Raw genomic sequence first — 18,732 nt, forward strand, 5'->3', positions numbered from 1 at the left:
CCAGCTCAACGCCATGATGCGCGACGGCACAACTTGGAATCCCCCAAAACCATGATCCTTACCAACTCAACCCTTGATGCTCAATACAGTTGCTTTCTTTGCAGCAGCAAAGAAAGTGACTGCCGCCCCGCACAGGGGCAGTGCTAATAGACCGAGAGCAAAACGGGATCCGGCGAAGGACCAAGAACAAATGCCCACTTCGGGATCCGGCGACGGACCAAGAACAAACGCCCACTCCGGGATCCGGCGAAGGACCAACAACAAACGCCCACTCCGCGATCCGGAGAAAACAAAGAGCAAAACCTCACTCCGCCGCGCCAGCCGGCCCCGCCCCGCGCTGCCGCCGAGCGCGCCGTTCTTCCGCGCGAATCCGAAACCGATCCATATAAAGATAGACCACAGGCGTCGTATAGAGCGTGAGCATTTGACTCACGATCAACCCGCCAACGATCGCGATCCCGAGCGGCGCACGCATCTCCGAACCTTCGCCGCTGCCGAACGCCAGCGGCAGCGCACCGAGCAGGGCGGCGGCGGTCGTCATCATGATCGGGCGAAAGCGCAACAGACACGCCTCGCGAATCGCGTCCTGCGGCGTCTGCGCGCCGTGGCGCGTCGCCTCGATCGCGAAATCGACCATCATGATCGCGTTCTTCTTCACGATGCCGATCAGCAAAATAACCGCGATCAGCGCGATGATGCTGAACTCCGTCTTGAACAACAGCAACGCGAGCAGCGCACCGATGCCCGCCGACGGCAAAGTAGAGAGAATCGTGATCGGATGGATGTAGCTCTCGTACAGAATCCCGAGCACGATGTAAACCGCTGCGAGCGCCGCCAGAATAAGGAGCGGCTGGTCGTTGAGCGATTGCTGGAACGCCTGCGCCGTGCCCTGGAAGCTGCCGTGAATGGTCTGCGGCACGCCGATCGTGGCCATGGTCTCGTAGATCGCCGCGGTCGCGTCGGAGAGCGACTTGCCCGGCGGCAAATTGAACGAGATCGTCGATGCGACGAACTGGCTCTGGTGATTCACCGAAAGCGGCGTGTTGCCCGGCCCGAACTTCGCAATCGCGGAAAGCGGCACCATCGTTTCCTTCGATGTCGACACCGCCGCGCCCGACGACGACCCGTTCTTGCCCGTCGCGGCGATCGCGTTGGTCGCCGAGTTCTTCACGGCGGCCAGCGCAAGGGCAGCGGTTGTGTCGGACGTGCTCGTCGAGGAACCGCCCGCGCCCGTCGATCCCGTCGCCGAAGTGGACGCGGTCGTCGTCGTGCCGGACGTGGTCGTCGATTGCGTCGATGCCGAACCGCTCGCCGTGCCGCCCGACGTGCTGATGTAAATCTGCTTGAGCATCTCCGGGTCCTGCCAGTATTTCGGCGCGAGCTCCATCACGACGTGATACTGCGACAGCGGGTTGTAGATGGTCGATACCTGCCGCTGGCCGAATGCGTCGTAGAGCGTGTTGTCGATCTGCGCGGGCTTGATGCCGAGGCGCGCGGCCGTCGCGCGGTCGAACGTGACCATCGCTTCGAGGCCGCCTTGCTGCTGGTCGGAGTTGACATCGGCGAGTTCGGGGCGCTTTTGCAGCGCCTCGGTGAGAAGCGGCCCCCACTTGTACAAGTCCGCCGTGGAGTCGGACAGCAGCGTGAACTGATATTGCGCGTTCGATTGCCGCCCGCCCACGCGAATGTCCTGCACCGCCTGAAGGAAGGTGCGCGCGCCGGCGACATCCGCGAGCGGCTTGCGCAGGCGGTTGATGACCTGATCGGCGGACACCTTGCGCACGCTCTTCGGTTTGAGCGAGATGAACATGAAGCCCGAATTGGTCGAGCGCCCGCCCGTGAAGCCCGCGACGCTGTCGACGGCCGGGTCCGCTTCGACGATCTTCATCATCTCGGCGAACTTGAGTTTCATCGCCTGGAACGACGTGCTCTGGTCCGCCTGAATGCCGCCGATGATGCGGCCCGTGTCCTGCTGCGGGAAAAAGCCCTTCGGCACGATGACGTACAGATAAACGTTCAGCCCGATGGTCGCCAGCAGGATCAGGAGAATCGTGCGCGGATGCGTGAGCGCCCAGCCGAGCGTGCGCGCATAGCCGCGCTGCATGCGATCGAACTGGCGCTCCAGCCAGCGCGCGACGCGGCCTTCCTGCTTGCGCTCGTGCGGCTCTTCGAGCAGGCGCGAGCACATCATCGGCGTGACGGTCAGCGAGACGACGAGCGACACCGCGATCGCGAGCGACAGCGTGAGCGCGAACTCGCGGAACAGCCGCCCGACGATGCCGCCCATCAGCAAAATGGGCAGGAACACGGCGACGAGCGACACGCTGATCGACAGCACCGTGAAGCCGACTTCACGCGCGCCGAGTATGGCGGCCTGCATCCGCGGCACGCCTTTTTCCACATGCCGCGTGATGTTCTCGAGCACGACGATCGCGTCGTCGACGACGAAGCCCGTCGCGATGGTCAGCGCCATAAGCGAGAGATTGTCGAGCGAGAAGCCGAGCAGATACATCGCCGCGAACGTGCCGATGATCGAGATCGGCACGGCGACGCTCGGTATCAGCGTCGCGCGCCAGTTGCGCAGGAACAGGAACACGACCATCACGACGAGCGCCACGGCGATCACGAGCGTGAGCTCGGTATCGTGCAGCGATGCGCGGATGGTCGTGGAGCGGTCGGCGGTCGGCGTGATCTGCACGTCGGCGGGAAGCGCGGCCTGCAACTGCGGCAGCATCGACTTCACGCGGTCGATCGTCTCGATGATGTTCGCGCCCGGCTGGCGATACAGGATCACGAGCACCGCGCGCTTGTTGTTGATGAGGCCGAGATTGCGCAAGTCTTCGACGGAATCGACCACTTCGCCGACATCCGAAAGCTTCACCGCCGCGCCGTTGCGGTACGCGACCACGAGGTCCTTGTACTGCGCGGCCTTGCTCGCCTGATCGTTGGTGTAGAGCTGGACGCGCGTGCCCTTGAACTCGATCGCGCCCTTCGGACTGTTCGCGTTCGCCGACGCCAGCGCGGCGCGCACGTCCTCCAGCCCGATGCCGTAGTGAAAGAGCGCACCCGGCTCGAGCTCGACGCGCACGGCCGGATTCGCCGAGCCGCTCACGTCCACTTCGCCGACGCCCGGCACGGTCGAGAGCGTCTGCTGCAGCACGGTCGCCGCGGAATCGTAGAGCGAGCCCGCCGTGCGCGTGGGCGAGGAGAGCGCGAGCACGAGAATCGGCGCGTCGGCGGGGTTGACCTTGTGGTACGTCGGATTCTGGCGCAGCGCGGTCGGCAGGTCGGCGCGCGCGGCGTTGATCGCGGCCTGCACGTCGCGCGCGGCGCCGTCGATATCGCGATTCAGGCCGAATTGCAGCGTGATGCGCGTCGTGCCGACAGAGCTCATCGAGGTCATTTCGCTGACATCGGCGATGGTGCCCAGATGTCGCTCCAGCGGACTCGCGACGCTCGTCGCCACCGTCTCCGGACTCGCGCCGGGCAAGGACGCCTGCACGGAGATGGTCGGAAAATCGACTTGCGGCAACGGCGCCACCGGCAAGCGCACGAACGCGAACATGCCCGCGAGCGCGATGCCGACCGCGAGCAGCGTCGTGGCGACGGGCCGGGCGATGAAGATGCGCGACAGGTTCATGACTCAGCGGCCCTCGCTGGCCGGGGCCGGCGGCGCGTCGCGATGAAAGCGCGCGCGCAGCTTGCGGGCGAGCGAATCGAAGCCGAGATAGATGACGGGCGTCGTGAACAGCGTGAGCAACTGCGACACGATCAGGCCGCCGACGATCGCCACGCCGAGCGGACGCCGCAGCTCCGAGCCCGCGCCCCAACCGAGCATCAGCGGCAGTGCGCCGAGGAGCGCGGCCATCGTGGTCATCAGAATCGGGCGGAAGCGCAGCAGACACGCCTGGAAGATCGCTTCGCGCGGGGGCTTGCCCTGATCGCGCTCCGCTTCGAGCGCGAAGTCGATCATCATGATCGCGTTTTTCTTCACGATGCCGATCAGAAGCACGATGCCGATGATGCCGATGATGTCCAGATCGTGCCCGGTGATCATCAGCGAGAGCAGGGCGCCGACGCCTGCGGACGGCAGCGTCGAGAGAATCGTGATCGGATGGATGAAGCTCTCGTACAGCACGCCGAGCACGATATACATTGTGACGATGGCCGCGAGAATCAGGAACAGCTCGTTCGACAGCGACGCCTGGAACGCGAGCGCGGCGCCCTGATAGCGGATCTGGAACGACGCGGGCAAGCCGATTTCCTCCTTGGCCTGCTCGATTGCTTTCACGGCCTCGCCGAGCGACGCGCCCTTCGCGAGATTGAAGGAAACGGTCGTCGCCGGGAACTGGCCGAGGTGCGTGACGAGCAAGGGCGCCGCGCGTTCGTGGAACTTCGCGATGGCCGAGAGCGGCACCTGACCGTTGGTCGCGGTGGAAGAGGGCAGATAGATGCCGTTCAGCGTTTCGCTGTAATGCGCGTCGGACGGTTCGGCTTCGAGAATCACGCGGTACTGGTTCGATTGCGTGAAAATCGTCGAGATGATGCGCTGGCCGAATGCATCGTAGAGCGCATTGTCGACGGTCGCGGGCGTGATGCCGAAGCGCGCGGCTGTCTCGCGGTCGATCTCGATATAAACCGACTGGCCGTTCTGCTGCAGATCGGTAGCGACGTCCGTCAGCACGGACGTGTGTTGCAGCCGCTCGACGAGCTTTGGCACCCATTCCGCGAACTCCGACGCGTTCGGGTCCGTCAGCATGAACTGATACTGCGTCGGGCTGACGGTCGAATCGATCGTCAAATCCTGCACCGGCTGCATGTACAGCTTGATGCCGGGAATATCGGCGACTTCGCTCTGAATTTCGCGGATGACATCGCTCGACGTATTGCTGCGGTCGTCGCGCGGCTTCAGGTTGATGAGCATGCGCCCGCTGTTCAGCGTGATGTTCGAGCCGTCCACGCCGACGAACGAGGTGAGGCTTTCGACGTCCGGGTTCTGCAGAATCTTTTTCGCGAGCGCCTGCTGCTGGTCCGCGACAGCCTGGTACGACGCGGCCTGCGGCGCTTGCGTAATCGCCTGGATCACGCCGGTGTCCTGCGTCGGGAAAAAGCCCTTCGGAATGTACACGTACAGCACGGCGGTCAGAATGAGCGTGAGCACGAAGACGAACAGCGTCGCGCGTTGGCGCGCGAGCACCCATTCCAGCGCGACCGCGTAACGCCCGATCACGTAATCGATGAACTGATGCGCGCGCGCCTCGAAGCGCTTGCTTTCCTTCGGCGGCGTGTGGCGCAGGAGTTTTGCGCACATCATCGGCACGAGCGTGAGCGAGACGATTGCCGAAATGACGATGGTCACCGCGAGCGTGATCGCGAACTCGTGAAAGAGGCGGCCGACGACATCGCCCATGAAGAGCAGCGGAATCAGCACGGCGATGAGCGAGACCGTCAGCGAGATGATGGTGAAGCCGATCTGCTTCGAACCCTTCAGCGCCGCTTCGAGCGGCGGATCGCCTTCCTCGACGTAACGCGCGATGTTCTCGATCATCACGATGGCGTCGTCGACCACGAAGCCGGTCGCGATGGTCAGCGCCATCAGCGAGAGATTGTCGAGCGAGAAGCCGCACAGGTACATGATCGCGAGCGTGCCGACGAGCGACAGCGGCACCGACAAGCTCGGAATGATGGTCGCGTAGACGTTCGCGAGGAACAGATAGATGACGAGCACGACCAGCACGACGGACAGCGCGAGTTCGAACTGCACGTCGCGCACCGAAGCGCGGATGGTCGTCGTGCGATCCGTGACGACGCGCACGTCGAGCGCGGCCGGCAGCGATTGCTGCAATTGCGGCAGGATTTTCTTGATGCCGTCGACCACCGCAATCACGTTCGCGCCCGGCTGACGCTGCACGTTCAGGATGATCGCGGGCGTCGAATCGACCCATGCGCCGAGCTTCGTGTTCTCCGGCCCCTCGACGATGCTCGCGACGTCCGTCAGCATCACCGGACGGCCGTTGCGATACGCGACGACCGCGCTCTTGTACGCGTTCGCGTCGGTGAGCTGGTCGTTCGCGTTGATGGTGTAGGCGCGCGTCGGGCCGTCGAAGTTGCCCTTCGGCGTGTTGACGTTGAGGTTCGAGATCGTCGTGCGCAGATCGTCGATGTTCAGGCCATACGACGCCAGCGCGCGCGTGTTCGCGCGAATCCGCACGGCAGGGCGATTGCCGCCGCTCACCGATACGAGGCCGACGCCCGCGACCTGCGAGATCTTCTGCGCGAGACGCGTGTCGGCGAGGTCTTGCACTTGTGTCAGCGGCAAGGTTTTGGAGCTGACCGCGAGCGTCATGATCGGCGCGTCGGCGGGGTTCACCTTTGCGTAGATCGGGGGCGCGGGCAGGTCGGACGGCAGCAGGTTGCCCGCTGCGTTGATCGCCGCCTGCACTTCCTGTTCGGCGATATCGAGCGGCAAATCAAGGCTGAACTGCAGCGTGATGACCGATGCGCCCGCCGAACTTTGCGACGACATCTGGTTCAGGCTCGCCATCTGCCCGAACTGCTTTTCGAGCGGCGCCGTGACGCTCGACGTCATCACGTCGGGCGACGCGCCCGGATAGAACGTCTGGACCTGGATCGTCGGATAGTCGACGGCGGGCAGCGCCGAGAGCGGCAAAAAGCGCAACGCGACGAGGCCGACCAGCATGATCGCCGCCATCAGGAGCGCCGTGCCGACCGGACGCAGAATAAAAATGCGGGATGGATTCATGCTTTCGAATGGCGCTTACTGCTGCGATTGCTGACGCCGATGACCGCCGTGGCGCGCACCCGACGCCGCCGAAGCCGGCGCCGCAGCCGACGCGCCCGATGCACCCGACGCGCCCGATGCCGCTTTCGCCTTTTCAGCCGGAATCGTGATTTTCGCGCCTTCCTTCAGGCGGTCCGAGCCGTCGATGACCACGCGCTCGCCGACTTGCAGTCCGGATTTGATGCTGGTGCGCTCGCCGTCGACCGGGCCGGTTTTCACGTTGCGCACGGTGACGGTGTTGTCCGGCTTCACGACGTACACGAACGCGCCCGACGAACCGTTGAGCACCGCCGGCGTCGGCACGATGGTCGCGTTCTTGATGACATCGACGAGCAGCTTCGTGTTCACGAACTGATTCGGGAAAAGCATGCCTTCCTTGTTGTCGAAGGTAGCGCGCAGCTTGACGGTGCCGGTCGTCGTGTCGATCTGGTTGTCGACGGTCTCGAGATAGCCCGCTTCGAGCGACGTGGTATTCGCACGGTCATACGCCGTGACCGACATCTTCGTGCCCGCGTGCAGCGGCTTGAGAATCGCGGCGAGATTGTCTTCGGACGTGGTGAAGATCACGCTGATCGGCTGCAACTGCGTGATGACGACGACGCCGTTCGTGTCGCCCGTCGTCACGTAGTTGCCCGGATCGACCTGACGCAAGCCGACGCGCCCCGACACCGGCGCCGTGATGCGCGCGTAGGTCAGATCGAGCTTGTAGGTATCGACGTTGGCCTGATCCGACTTCACCGCGCCTTCGTACTGCTTGACGAGCGACGCCTGCGTGTCGACCTGCTGTTTCGCGATGGAATCCTGCGAGAGCAGCGTCTGATAGCGCTGCAGGTCGAGGCGCGCGGTCTGCAGCAGCGCCTGGTCTTTCGCGAGCGTGCCCTCGGCGTTGCGCAGCGAGATTTCATACGGACGCGGATCGATCTGCGCGAGCACGTCGCCCTTCTTGACCATCTGGCCTTCCTTGAACGCGACATCGACGAGCGTGCCGTTCAACTGCGTCTTGACCGTGACGTTCGCGAGCGGCGTCACGGTGCCGAGCGAACTGATGACCACAGGCATTTCGCCTTGGGTGACGGTCGCGACATGCACCGGCTGCGGCTGATTCATCGGATTCGGCATGCCGCGCCTTCCGCCTTGACGGGCTTCCGGCGCGCCGCTCGTGCCGCCGCTCTCGCCGCGATTCCACGGATGCCACCACGCAACTGCGCCGGCGACGATCAGGATCGCGACGATGAGCGGCACGACCCGGCGCCGCCGCGGCGCGGGTTCGATGGCGGCAGGCGTCGGAGGCGTCGGGCGCGAGTGCCCTGGGGGATTCTTTTGGTCGTCCATCGGTTCGGAGGCTGGTCTTTCAAATCTGTTCGGAGCGCGGACGGGCGGCGGTCACGGTTCAAGCGCCAGACGATGCGCCGCGCGCATGAACCGAGACCGAAGCGGAGGCCGTGAATGACGCGGGGCCGTTGAAAGCGGCTGGAAAGGCTGCCTGTCGAGCCAGGCGAGCAATCCGGCGCGACCCCGGTGCGCGCGAAGCATGATGCTACGTCCCGCACCCGAGGGCGTCCACCGGCCTTTCTTTCTGTTGATTACGAGTGTTACACGCGCAACCGGCCGCGCTCTCGAAGGCGTTCGGCCGCGCGGCGGCCGTCGCGTAGTCTAACTGGCGGCGCGCAATAGGTTCGGGGCGTGCGTTCCGCCGATCTCGCGTGTGATCTGCTCGACGCAATCGAGCAGGGCGGGCGCGACCTCGTCGATCAATATGTCGCGCGGACACTGATGCGCGGCGCCGCCGCAATTGACCGAATAGCGTTCTTCGGACGGCCCGACGAAGCCCGCAGCGACCGCATTCAATCCGTGATGCCATTCGCCGATGGAGATCGCGAAGCCGAGGCGCAACGCATCGTCGAGGCCGCGTTGCAAGCCGCCCGCGATGGCCGGCCAGTCGTCGCCGGATGCGATCTGCAAGCTGCCGATCAGCGCACGCCGATCCGCGTCGGACAACACCGCGAGATACGCGCGTCCGACAGCGGTGCGGCTCAGGTCCATCCTGCCGCCGACTTCCAGCCGCGACACCAGAACGGCGGACCGCGGCCGAATGGCATCGATTACAACCATCTCCAAACGATCGCGCACGGCGAGGTGCACCGAGAGACCAGTGCGCTCGGCGAGACGGATAAGAAACGGGCGCGCTCGAGCGCGAATATCGAAATTACGTAAGAATCCGTTGCTCAGTTCGAGAACGGACGCCGTCAGCACGAAGCGCTCGCTGTCGGGCAAGCGGTGCAGCAATCCGGCGCCGACGAGCGTCGCGGTGATCCGGGATATCGTGGGCTTCGGAATTCCCGTCCAGTCGGTCAGTTCGCGATTGCTCACCGGCGCGTCCGCGGCGGCGATCCGGCGCAGCACATCGAGCCCGCGGGCGAGCGCGGTCACTTCCTCGCCGTCCTTCTCCCGGGCGCGTTCGCGGCCCACCGACGGTTCGTTTTGCATAGGCATTCGTTAAGTGAAACATCGTTTTGTTTGATGACCTGGCGCAATTCTACAAGGCCAGCACGAGAAACTTGCAAACGATGCAAACCTTCAGAATAAGCTGTACTCGCAACGAAACTTTTATGTGTTTCGGTGCATGTTGAACGAAACTTGGGCAGTTGCCCGGACCGCGAGATTTTGCTTGACTTGAGCAGCGATCCCGGAAAAAATGGAACCGAATTTCGAAACCCGGGGTGACGTGCGCTTCAGCGCTTACCGCCCGAGCTTCGGAGACAGGCTCTCAGGTTCTAGCACGGCCCTCGGAATGGCTAGAACTTTTAAGGCGCTACGGAAACGTAGCGCCTTTTTTTTCGTCCGTGCGTTCGTCGAAAGTCTTGGCGCGAATATACCGGAAAGCGCGGGGGAGCCGGGTCTCGTCGTTCGGACGTCGAAAGGAAATGATGGGGAGAGAAGCGGCAGTCATCTTCGCTGCCGAAAGCAAAACGCGGCGCAATGTGCGCCGCGCTGGGAGATCAATACATGTTCGCAAACACGCGTGGCTGCCGAAGCAAGCGTTTGCCGCGCCCGATCCAGTAGACCGCTGCGCACACCAGCAATAGCGCGACCGAGTACACGACGAGCGGCGAAATTCGTTCGGGCGCGGGCGGGCTCGTCGCGATGAGCAGAGCCGCGAAGAATGCAGCGCCCGCCTGACAGAAAGCGCGGTGAGCGAGACTGCGACGCATGCGTGGAGTGGTGAAGCGGGAGACAGGGGCGCGAGTGAACGGCTCGAAGAGCATCAACCCTGCGACAAGGGCGACGGCGACATTCATGAAGAGCATGGTGCGAGACTTCGTGGGAGGCGGGACGGCGGCAAATATATGCCAACCGTATAGGGTGCCAAAACCAGAAGTCTCCGAAATGTAGAGGGAAAATTCTATTCGCCGCTCACCGCGGGTAAATCGTTTGCGCCAGCTATATGTAAGGCTGGCGCACCCCGTTGACCAGAGGCGAGGTTCCCCTGCGATGCAAGGTTTCAAAGTTCGATTCGAGTGCCGAGCAGCGCCAGGAATTGCCCGATCCACGCCGGATGCGCGGGCCATGCGGGCGCGGTGACGAAATTCGCATCGGTGATGGCCTCATCGACGGCGATATCGGCGTAAGTCGCGCCCGCGAGCCGCACTTCGGGCGCGCACGCCGGGTACGCGGAAATGCGCCGCCCTTCGATCACGCCCGCCACCGCGAGCAATTGCGCGCCGTGGCAGACCGCGGCGATCGGCTTGTTCGCCTGCGCGAAGTGCCGCACGAGTTCGAGCACGCGATCGTTCAGGCGCAGATATTCCGGCGCGCGGCCGCCTGCGATCGCGAGCGCGTCGTAACGGGCCGGATCGATGTCGTCGAAGCTCGCATTCAGCGTGAAGCGATGTCCCGGCTTCTCCGTATAAGTCTGATCGCCTTCGAAATCGTGGATCGCCGTCTTCACGGTGTCGCCGCGCTTTTTACCGGGGCACACCGCATCCACCGTATGGCCGACGGCCTGCAACGCCTGAAACGGAACCATCGTTTCATAGTCCTCGGCGAAATCGCCGGTGAGAAACAGAATCTTCTTGGCAGCCATCGCTAACCTCGTCAGGGAATGGGTTGTCGGATGCTCGATGCCGCGCGCCGCTCCATCGCGCTCGCGCCGCGCGGATCAGTCTACTATTCGCGCCGCGCTTCGCATGTGACAGCGCGAAGCGACGCGCACCGACAGCGTATGATGTGCGCGAGTTTCGAGACGAAGGAAGGTATCACCATGCAGATGACTCCCATGACCCGCATCGCCGTGACGCTCGCCGCGCTGGGCGTGCTGGCCGCGTGCGAGAAGCACGACGCAACCGCGGGGCAGGCCGCGAGCGCTCTCAACAATCTGGCGAGCCAGACGAGCCAGAAGTTCGACCAGGCGGCGAGCTACGTCGGCCAGAAGGTCGATGCCGCGAAACAATCGGCGCAGCAGAACATCGACAGCGCCGGATCGATGCCCGATGTCTCCGCGAGCAGCGTCGCCGCGACGGCGCGATCGAACTTCGACAGCGCGGCGAGCGCGACGAACGCCGCGATCAACAATGCCGCGAGCGCGACGGGCGCGGGCTTGCAATCGGCGGGGCGCAAGCTGCAGGAATGGTCCGCGCAGTCGGGCGGCGCGTCGAATCCGCAAGCGAGCGCGCAAGGCTCGGTCGCCGGCCCCACGTCCGAGTCCAGCGGCGCGCGCACCGAGATGGATAAATAGAGCTGTTTCGTCTGAAAAATCAACGCAGAAGCGCTTAACATTCGGTTACGTCCGCTTTGGGCGGCCTCCCTGTTATAGCCGCTAAACTGGCGGACTTTCAGAAATCGAGACCGTTATGAAGTCACGCAAGCTCGCGCCGCGAAGCGCGGCGGAGTCTGGCGCGATCTCCTGGATGGCGGCGAGCGTGCTGTTGCGCGCCGCACTCGCGCGCCACGCTGCGCGCGCGTTTTCGCTTGCAATGTCGTCGATGCTCGCCGCGCTGGCCGCGTCGATCGTGTTCGCCTCGCCTGCCGTCCAGGCCGCACAGGCCCTCACGCTGCCCACGTTCCAGGAACTGATCACGCCGGCCGCGCCCGCATCCGCACCGGATGCCGCGTCGGCGCCCGCGATGTCCGACGCCGAGATGCTGCGCTCGCTCGACAACATCATCGCCACCCTCGATAGCGACAAGCAGCGCACGGCGCTCGTCGCGCAGCTCAAGCATCTGCGCGATGCGAAGCGCGCCGCCGATTCCACCGCTCCGGCATCCGGTGCCGCGGCGGCCTCCGCGACGGCGGACACCGCCGCGAGCGGCACGGCAGCGGGCGCACAGCCGACTTCGGGAACGACGGCATCGTCGGTCGTGGCGACCATCGCGCAGAACGCGGGCTTGCTGGGCGCGATCGCGTCGGCGCTCACGAACATCGAGGCCGACGTGAAGCGCGGCAAGACGCCTATCGCCTATTGGGTCGGACGCTTCAACGCCGCCGGCAACGAGCTTTTCACGATCGTCACGAGCCAGAGCCGCGAATCGTTCGGCCGCACGCTCTTCAACTATTTCGCGACGCTCGCGGGCTGGGGCGCATGCGCGATGGCGCTCGTCTATCTGCAGCGGCGCGTGCGGGCGCGATTCGGCATCGACAGCGGCCTGCATTCGAACCCGACGACGCGCGAACTGCTGCTCTTCACGCTGCGCCGCGTCGCGCCGTACCTGTTCGCGTTCCTCGCGGCGCTCACGTTCACGCACTACATGCCGCTGTCGCTCGGCCGCACGCTCGCGATGGTCACCGCTTACGCGATCGTCGCGGGCGCGGTGTTCTCCGCAATCTGTCTCATCATGTTCTCGCTGTTCGGCTCGGCGCACCGGCGCGTCGCGGTGAACCTGCTCATCGGCCGCGCGCGGCGGCTTCTCTTTCTGATCGGCACGCTCGGCGCGCTCGGCGACGCCGCCGCGAATTACGACGTCGCGCAGCAGCTCGGCACCAATCTCTCCGCGCTGATCTCGACGTGCGCGAACATGGGCGCCGCGGCGCTCACCGCGTATTTCGCGCTCGCGTTCCAGCGGCCCGTCGCGCATCTGATCCGCAGCCGCACGTACGAGCAGCGCAACACGCGCAAGGCCGCGACCGAGACGTTCGAAGTGGTCGCGTCGCTTTGGCAGTTGCCGCTGCTGCTGCTCGCGTCGGCGTCGGTCGTGGCGACGCTCATGGGCATCGGTACGTCGGAAAACGTGCTGCAGATGGCGATCGCCACCGCGGGCCTGCTCGTCGTCGCGTTCTTTCTCTCGGCGATCGTCGTGCGTATCACGCGGCCCAAGTCGAGAAAACCGCGCCGCCAGTCGGCGTATGTGCGCAGGCTCGTCAAGTTCGTCGGCACGATGATCGTGGTCGGCGTCTGGCTCGTGTTCCTCGAATTGTCGTCGCGTTTCTGGGGATTCTCGCTCGCGCACATGGCCGAGGAGAGCGTCGCCGCGCGCGGCATCACGCACGCGGTCGGGATGATCGTGCTGACGTTCTTCGTCGTCTGGCTGATCTGGATTCTGATCGACACGGGCATTCAGGAAGCGCTCAGGCCCGACGCGGCGCGGCGCGGCGGACGCGGCCCGAGCATGCGCGCCCGCACGATGCTGCCGCTCGTGCGCAACGTGGTGTTCGTGTTCCTGCTGACGGTCGCCGCGATCGTCACCGCCGCGAATCTCGGCCTGAATGTGACGCCGCTGCTCGCGGGCGCGGGCGTGATCGGCCTCGCGGTGGGTTTCGGCGCGCAATCGCTCGTGGCGGATCTGATCACCGGGCTTTTCATCATCATCGAGGACACGATTTCGGTCGGCGATTCGATCGAGGTCGAAGGCGGTCACGCGGGCATCGTCGAAAGCCTGACGATCCGCACCGTGCGCCTGCGCGACGGCCAGGGCGCGATCCACGCGATTCCGTTCTCGCAGATCAAGACGGTGAAGAATCTGTCGCGCGATTTCGCGTACGCGGTGTTCGAGGTGCGCGTGCCGTTTTCGGCGGACGTCGACCAGGTCACGCAGATGATTCGCGAAGTCGGCGCGGATCTGCTGGACGATTTCCGCTATCGGCTCGAAATGCTCGGGCCGGTCGAAGTGTGGGGACTCGACCGCTTCGATCCGAACTGGATGGTCGTGAAAGGGCAGATCAAGACGCGCCCGTTGCAGCAATGGAGCGTCGCGCGGGCGTTCAATCTGCGTATCAAGCGCAAGATGGACGAAGCCGGCATCGAGATTCCGGTTCCGCAGATGCACGTGCAAATGACGCGCGACGCGATGTCGGGCGCCGACGCCGAAGGACGCGAGCGCGCGCGGCGCATCTGGACGGGCGAGGCGCCGGCGCCGGTGGAAGAGGAAGAAGAACTCGCGGCCGGGCCGGCCTTTGTGCGCGAGACGAAGATCGCCGCAGCCGCGGCCCGCGACGTTTCGCACGAACCCCAGCCGGCGCCGCCGCCGACCGATCAATCCGTGCAGATTCCGCCGCAGATTCCGACCGCGTCCGAGCCGGGGAAGGGCTGAGCTTTTTGCAGGCGGCGAGCAGATCGTTGACGTGTGTGGCGATCTGCTCGCCCGCGACGCCGTAGACATGCAGCGATACGGCGCGCGCGGCGGCATCGGCGGGATTGCCGAGCTGATGAATCGCGCCGCGTCCCGCATCCACATAGGACACCGCGCCCGGCGCGCGCGGATGACGCCGCGTCTCGATCGCGCGATGGGCGACTGCATCCCAGCGATAAAGCGTTTCTTCGAGCGCGCCATCGATCACCGCATAGCCGCACCATGTCCGATGACCATGCACCGGGCTCGCTTGCCCCGGCTCCCAGACGAGCGCGGCGATCGCGTAACGGTTGAGCGGGTCGGCGGCGAGCAGATGACGGCAATAGTTCCGCGGATCGCTCACGCGCTGATCGGGGCGCAGCAGACCCGGATCGGCGATCGCGCGTTGCAGCGCGAGGCGCACGCGCTCGCCGAACGACGCGCGCGAATCCGCTTCGGCGGCGGCGAATGCGGCGTCGATTTCGCGGCACAGTCGTTCGAGCGCGGGGCTTCGTAACGCGGCACAATCGGCGGCCGGGGAAGCCGCCAAAGCCGATGAAGAGGGCCGCGCCAGGCGGCTGACATGTTCGAGTCGCATAGTGGATGAGCCGTCGCGTCGTTGTTGTTCGATCCGCTCATTTATACCGGCTTGCCTCCAGAATTAGTTTCCATATAATTCCGCTCGACCATCAAGAAATAGAATAATTTCCTATAAGGGGTGCAGCATGGGAATGGACCTCATCGACCGCAAGCTGCTCGAATTGCTTCAGCAGGATGTGACGATGCCCATCGCGGAACTCGCGCAGCGCGTGAACCTTTCGCAGACGCCGTGCTGGAAACGCGTGCAGCGTCTGAAAGAGACGGGCGTGATCCGCGCGCAGGTTGCGTTGTGCGATCCGAAGAAGCTGGGCGTCGGGACGACGGTGTTCGTCGCGGTACGCACCAACCAGCACACCCAGACCTGGGCCGACGATTTCACGCGCGCCGTGCGCGATATTCCGGAAGTGGTCGAGGTGTACCGGATGAGCGGCGAGACCGATTATCTGTTGCGCGTCGTGGTGTCGGATATCGACGACTACGATCGCGTCTACAAGCAACTCATTCGCGCCGTGCCGCTGTATGACGTGAGCTCGAGTTTCGCGATGGAGCAGATCAAGTATTCGACGGCGTTGCCGGTGCGCCCCACGCTCGAACCCTGAACCGCCGACACATAAGAAAAGCCGCCCGGGCGGGCGGCTCAACACGTCCGGTCACTAGGTATCCCGGGATTGCCCCTTTAGCCCTTCCCGGGATCGGACGCGCATGGAATCGTGACTAGTATCGTCAATCGGACGGGCCGCGTTCAAGCGCGCGCGTGCAGCAGAGAATTTCGCGATGGCGGCGCGGGTTGCGAAACGACGATGGGCGCCCCGCAATCCAACTGAAACCCAACCCGAGTACCATAGCGGGTCCTTCCCGACACGCCGCCACGAATCCATTCATGAGCCACGACCCCCGCGATCCGCGCCGCCCGGACGGTACGCCGAAAAAGAATCCGACCCGCGCCGTCAGCGTGTTCATCGTGGTCGTGGTGCTGATCGTGATCGGCACGATCCTGTTCAACGCGATCCGCGAGAAGCGCGAGTTCGACGAGGAAAACGCGCAGCCATCCGCGGCGAGCGACGTGCGCCCCGCCGTGCCGGCGGTCGGCGCGTCGCATTAGGCACGCGTCAAACCGGCAGGCGAATCTGCGCGGCGTCCTTCTCGATCAGCGATGACGCGGTCAGCATCTGCTTGCATTGATGCGCGAGCAGCTTGAGATCGTGAAGCGCATCGGCGGGCAGCGACTGCGCGCGCTCTGCATCGACGACCATCTTGTCCAGATCGCGCCGCAGTTGCTTGAGCGCGTCCGCGTGAGCGGGCGGCGCATCGGGCTTGGCGGCGGCGGGCAGTTCGCCCTCGGCCTCGGCGAGATTGTCGCGCACGATCCCGAAGGTGCGCTGCACCGGCTCGAACGGCTGACCGCCCACCTCGTTGAGCGATTGAAGCAGCGGCGCGGCGGCGGTGATCTGCGAGGCGAGCACATGGCTCTGCACGAGCAGATCGTTCAATTCGGCGGCATACCTTTGCTGCGCCTTGGGCTCCAGCATCATGCGCTGGAACGCCTGCGCGAGATTGGCGAACGCGATATGCACGTTCTTGCGCGCGAGCCGGTAGCGGAAGTCGCGGTCGAGCGCCGTGGCGGTCACCGTCGCCGCGGCGGATGCGCCCTTGCTCGCCGTGGCCGCCGTGCTCTCGCCGATGCTCACCGACGATAAACGCTGCGCCGTCGCGGTCGCGGCTTTCATCGCGGAATCGGCGGCGGGCGGCGGCGTGGCGGCCATCGGCTCGACCGGTTCGCTGACCGCTTCCGCCGTGATCGTCACCGTTTGCGCGGGCGTCGCCACGGCCGACGACGTCGCCGCCACCGCACCCGCATTCGCATCGGCGAACACGGCGCGATCGACCGGCGTTTCGGCCGCCGGCGCGTGAACCGCAGCCGCGCGCGCCTTGTCGGTCTGCGTCCCGCGCCACCACCAGCTCGCTTCGAGATAATTGCGCGTCGCGGCGAGCAGGTCCTTCACGGGCTTGCCCATCAGCCGATATTCCCAGTACGGAAACAGATGACTCGCCGCGATCGCGATCGCGCAGCCGACGACGGTGTCGATCGCGCGCTCGCCGATGATCCGCATGTTGCCCGGCGCGAGCAGATGGAACATCAGCAGCACATACGACGACGTGAACACGACGCTCGCCGCGTAGTTGAAAAGCAGGAGGCTGTAGCTCATCACCATCGACGCGAACATCACGACGAGCAGGATATGCGGCTCCTTGAAGAACAGGATCAGCGCGATGGTCACCGCGCAGCCGATCGCCGTGCCGATGATCCGCTGCGTGTTGCGCTGCTTGGTGAGCGAGTAGCCGGGCTTCAAAATGATGACGGTCGTCATCACGATCCAGTACGCGTTCGTGAGCGGCAAGAGACGCCCGAGCCAGAAGCCGATACCCACGGCGATCGTCACGCGCAGCGCATGCCGGAAACTCGGCGACGACATCGTGAGGTTCGAGAATATCTGCATGAACGGCACGCGCCGGCTCGATATGAAGCGCGACAGCGCGTGGTCGATCTGCACTTCGGTTTCGGTGACGCTCGGTTCGTCGCGCGTGCGGCGGCGCATCTTGTCGATGAGACGCGTCGCGCTCCACAGACGCCTGAACACGGCGGCCGCCGCCGCGTACGCTTCGGGATTCTTCTCCGGCAGCCCGTGCTTGCGCATCAGTTCCAGTTCGTATTCGATCGCGCGCAGTTCGGCCTTCATGCTGATCTGCCGGCCGGCCGCCTTGTTCTGCAGCACCGCGAGCCCGATTTCCTCGAGATCCGCGCTCGCCTTGCGCATCAGGTCGCGATAGAAGATCAGCACGTCGGAGCCGGCGAACGTCTTTCTCACGAGCGGATAGTCCGTATGCGCGCCGACGAAGAACTCGTGCAGATCGACCACGTTGATGAACAGATTGAAGAGCCGCGCGCGCCGCGCGTTGAGCTTGCCGCTCTTCACCTTCGGCAAGTTGCGCAGCACGATGTCGCGCGCCGCTTCCTGCCGCTCGACGGCCGCAATCTGCTTTTCGATGAGCACGCGATAACACTCGTCGAGATCGGCGTCGCTGTCGTAGAACTCGGCGCGCGCGAGCAGATACTCCGCGCAACTGAAGATGCTTTCGGCCAGCGCCTGCTGCTCGATGCGATAGACGAGCAGCCGTGAGACCAGCGTCGCCCAATACGTGTACCAGAGGCCGCCCAGCAAAATCCACGATGCGTTGATGAGCGCCTGCATCGGCGTGAAATGCTCTTCCAGCGTGACGACCATCATGAAGAGCGTCGCGAAGCTGATCTGCGGCCAGCGATTGCCGTACACGACGATCAGCGACAGCACGAACGTCAGCGGCACGATGGTCAGCCAGAGCGTGATCGGATTCGCGGTCGCGATGCCCGTTGCGAGCGCCGCAAGAAAGCCGATCACCGTGCACGCGAGCATCTCGTTGTGCTTGTGCCTGAGCGGGCCGGGCATGTCGACGACGCACGCACCGAGCGCGCCGGTCGCGATCGTGAAACCAAGCTCGCGATTGTGAAAGACGGTGAGCATCAGGACGGCGGGCAGCGATACGCCGAGCGCGATGCGCAACCCGCCAAAGAAATACTGGCTGTAAATGAACTTCCTGATTTCGAACGAATAGCGCATCGACTTCCTGTTTTACGCTCGTTGACGTCATGGGGACGAAGCGAGAATCGAGTCTAACCCAACTCACCCGGGCTTCGACCCTCGGCCATTCGGCCAGGTTCTCGGCGGCACGTCCGCTTTGTTATGCTGGCGC

The 18,732-nt window shown here is 64.6% G+C and carries 11 protein-coding genes and 1 pseudogene; 4 read left to right on the forward strand and 8 right to left on the reverse strand.

Going from position 1 to position 18,732, the window contains the following annotated elements:
* Positions 1-304: 304 nt before the first annotated feature.
* The 6 genes from NCS02_RS04985 to NCS02_RS05010 form a co-directional block, all read right to left on the reverse strand.
* Positions 305-3,640 carry an efflux RND transporter permease subunit gene (locus tag NCS02_RS04985; protein WP_034471185.1) on the reverse strand — a complete coding sequence of 1,112 codons (3,336 nt, stop codon included), beginning with the start codon at positions 3,638-3,640 and terminating at the stop codon, positions 305-307.
* Between the two features lie 3 nt (positions 3,641-3,643).
* Positions 3,644-6,763, reverse strand: coding sequence for an MdtB/MuxB family multidrug efflux RND transporter permease subunit (locus tag NCS02_RS04990; RefSeq protein ID WP_008350610.1), 3,120 nt, complete (start codon positions 6,761-6,763; stop codon positions 3,644-3,646).
* Between the two features lie 15 nt (positions 6,764-6,778).
* Positions 6,779-8,134 (reverse strand): MdtA/MuxA family multidrug efflux RND transporter periplasmic adaptor subunit, encoded by a 1,356-nt coding sequence (locus tag NCS02_RS04995; RefSeq protein ID WP_244807852.1) that lies wholly within the window; start codon positions 8,132-8,134, stop codon positions 6,779-6,781.
* Between the two features lie 321 nt (positions 8,135-8,455).
* Positions 8,456-9,289, reverse strand: coding sequence for an IclR family transcriptional regulator (locus NCS02_RS05000; RefSeq protein ID WP_008350606.1), 834 nt, complete (start codon positions 9,287-9,289; stop codon positions 8,456-8,458).
* Positions 9,290-9,801: 512 nt separating this feature from the next.
* Entirely contained in the window at positions 9,802-10,110 is a 309-nt protein-coding gene (locus NCS02_RS05005) for a hypothetical protein (protein ID WP_144403775.1), read from the reverse strand.
* Between the two features lie 194 nt (positions 10,111-10,304).
* Positions 10,305-10,886 carry a DJ-1/PfpI family protein gene (locus tag NCS02_RS05010; protein WP_244807853.1) on the reverse strand — a complete coding sequence of 194 codons (582 nt, stop codon included), beginning with the start codon at positions 10,884-10,886 and terminating at the stop codon, positions 10,305-10,307.
* 177 nt (positions 10,887-11,063) lie between these two features.
* Here NCS02_RS05010 and NCS02_RS05015 point away from each other — a divergent pair, with 177 nt between their 5' ends.
* Together NCS02_RS05015 and NCS02_RS05020 are read left to right on the forward strand one after the other, a co-directional pair.
* Entirely contained in the window at positions 11,064-11,537 is a 474-nt protein-coding gene (locus tag NCS02_RS05015; RefSeq protein ID WP_051079045.1) for a BCAL1086 family glycoprotein, read from the forward strand.
* Between the two features lie 115 nt (positions 11,538-11,652).
* A complete protein-coding gene (locus tag NCS02_RS05020) occupies positions 11,653-14,325 on the forward strand; it encodes a mechanosensitive ion channel family protein (protein ID WP_034471177.1) in 2,673 nt (890 codons plus the stop codon).
* Positions 14,326-14,443: 118 nt separating this feature from the next.
* Here NCS02_RS05020 and NCS02_RS05025 read toward each other — a convergent pair.
* Positions 14,444-14,941 (reverse strand): annotated as a pseudogene (locus tag NCS02_RS05025) (cysteine dioxygenase family protein); the annotation flags it as partial.
* 127 nt (positions 14,942-15,068) lie between these two features.
* Between NCS02_RS05025 and NCS02_RS05030 the strand changes: the two are divergent.
* Both NCS02_RS05030 and NCS02_RS05035 read left to right on the forward strand, forming a co-directional pair.
* Positions 15,069-15,542 carry an Lrp/AsnC family transcriptional regulator gene (locus tag NCS02_RS05030; RefSeq protein ID WP_033536869.1) on the forward strand — a complete coding sequence of 158 codons (474 nt, stop codon included), beginning with the start codon at positions 15,069-15,071 and terminating at the stop codon, positions 15,540-15,542.
* Between the two features lie 281 nt (positions 15,543-15,823).
* Positions 15,824-16,045, forward strand: a complete 222-nt coding sequence (locus NCS02_RS05035) for a hypothetical protein (RefSeq protein ID WP_244807855.1) — start codon at positions 15,824-15,826, stop codon at positions 16,043-16,045.
* A gap of 7 nt (positions 16,046-16,052) precedes the next feature.
* On the opposite strand, the gene NCS02_RS05040 is transcribed toward NCS02_RS05035, so the two are convergent.
* Entirely contained in the window at positions 16,053-18,599 is a 2,547-nt protein-coding gene (locus NCS02_RS05040) for an FUSC family protein (RefSeq protein ID WP_244807856.1), read from the reverse strand.
* Positions 18,600-18,732 lie beyond the last annotated feature (133 nt).

It is taken from the genome of Caballeronia sp. NCF2, assembly GCF_023631205.1.
In the GTDB taxonomy this organism is placed as follows: domain Bacteria; phylum Pseudomonadota; class Gammaproteobacteria; order Burkholderiales; family Burkholderiaceae; genus Caballeronia; species Caballeronia zhejiangensis.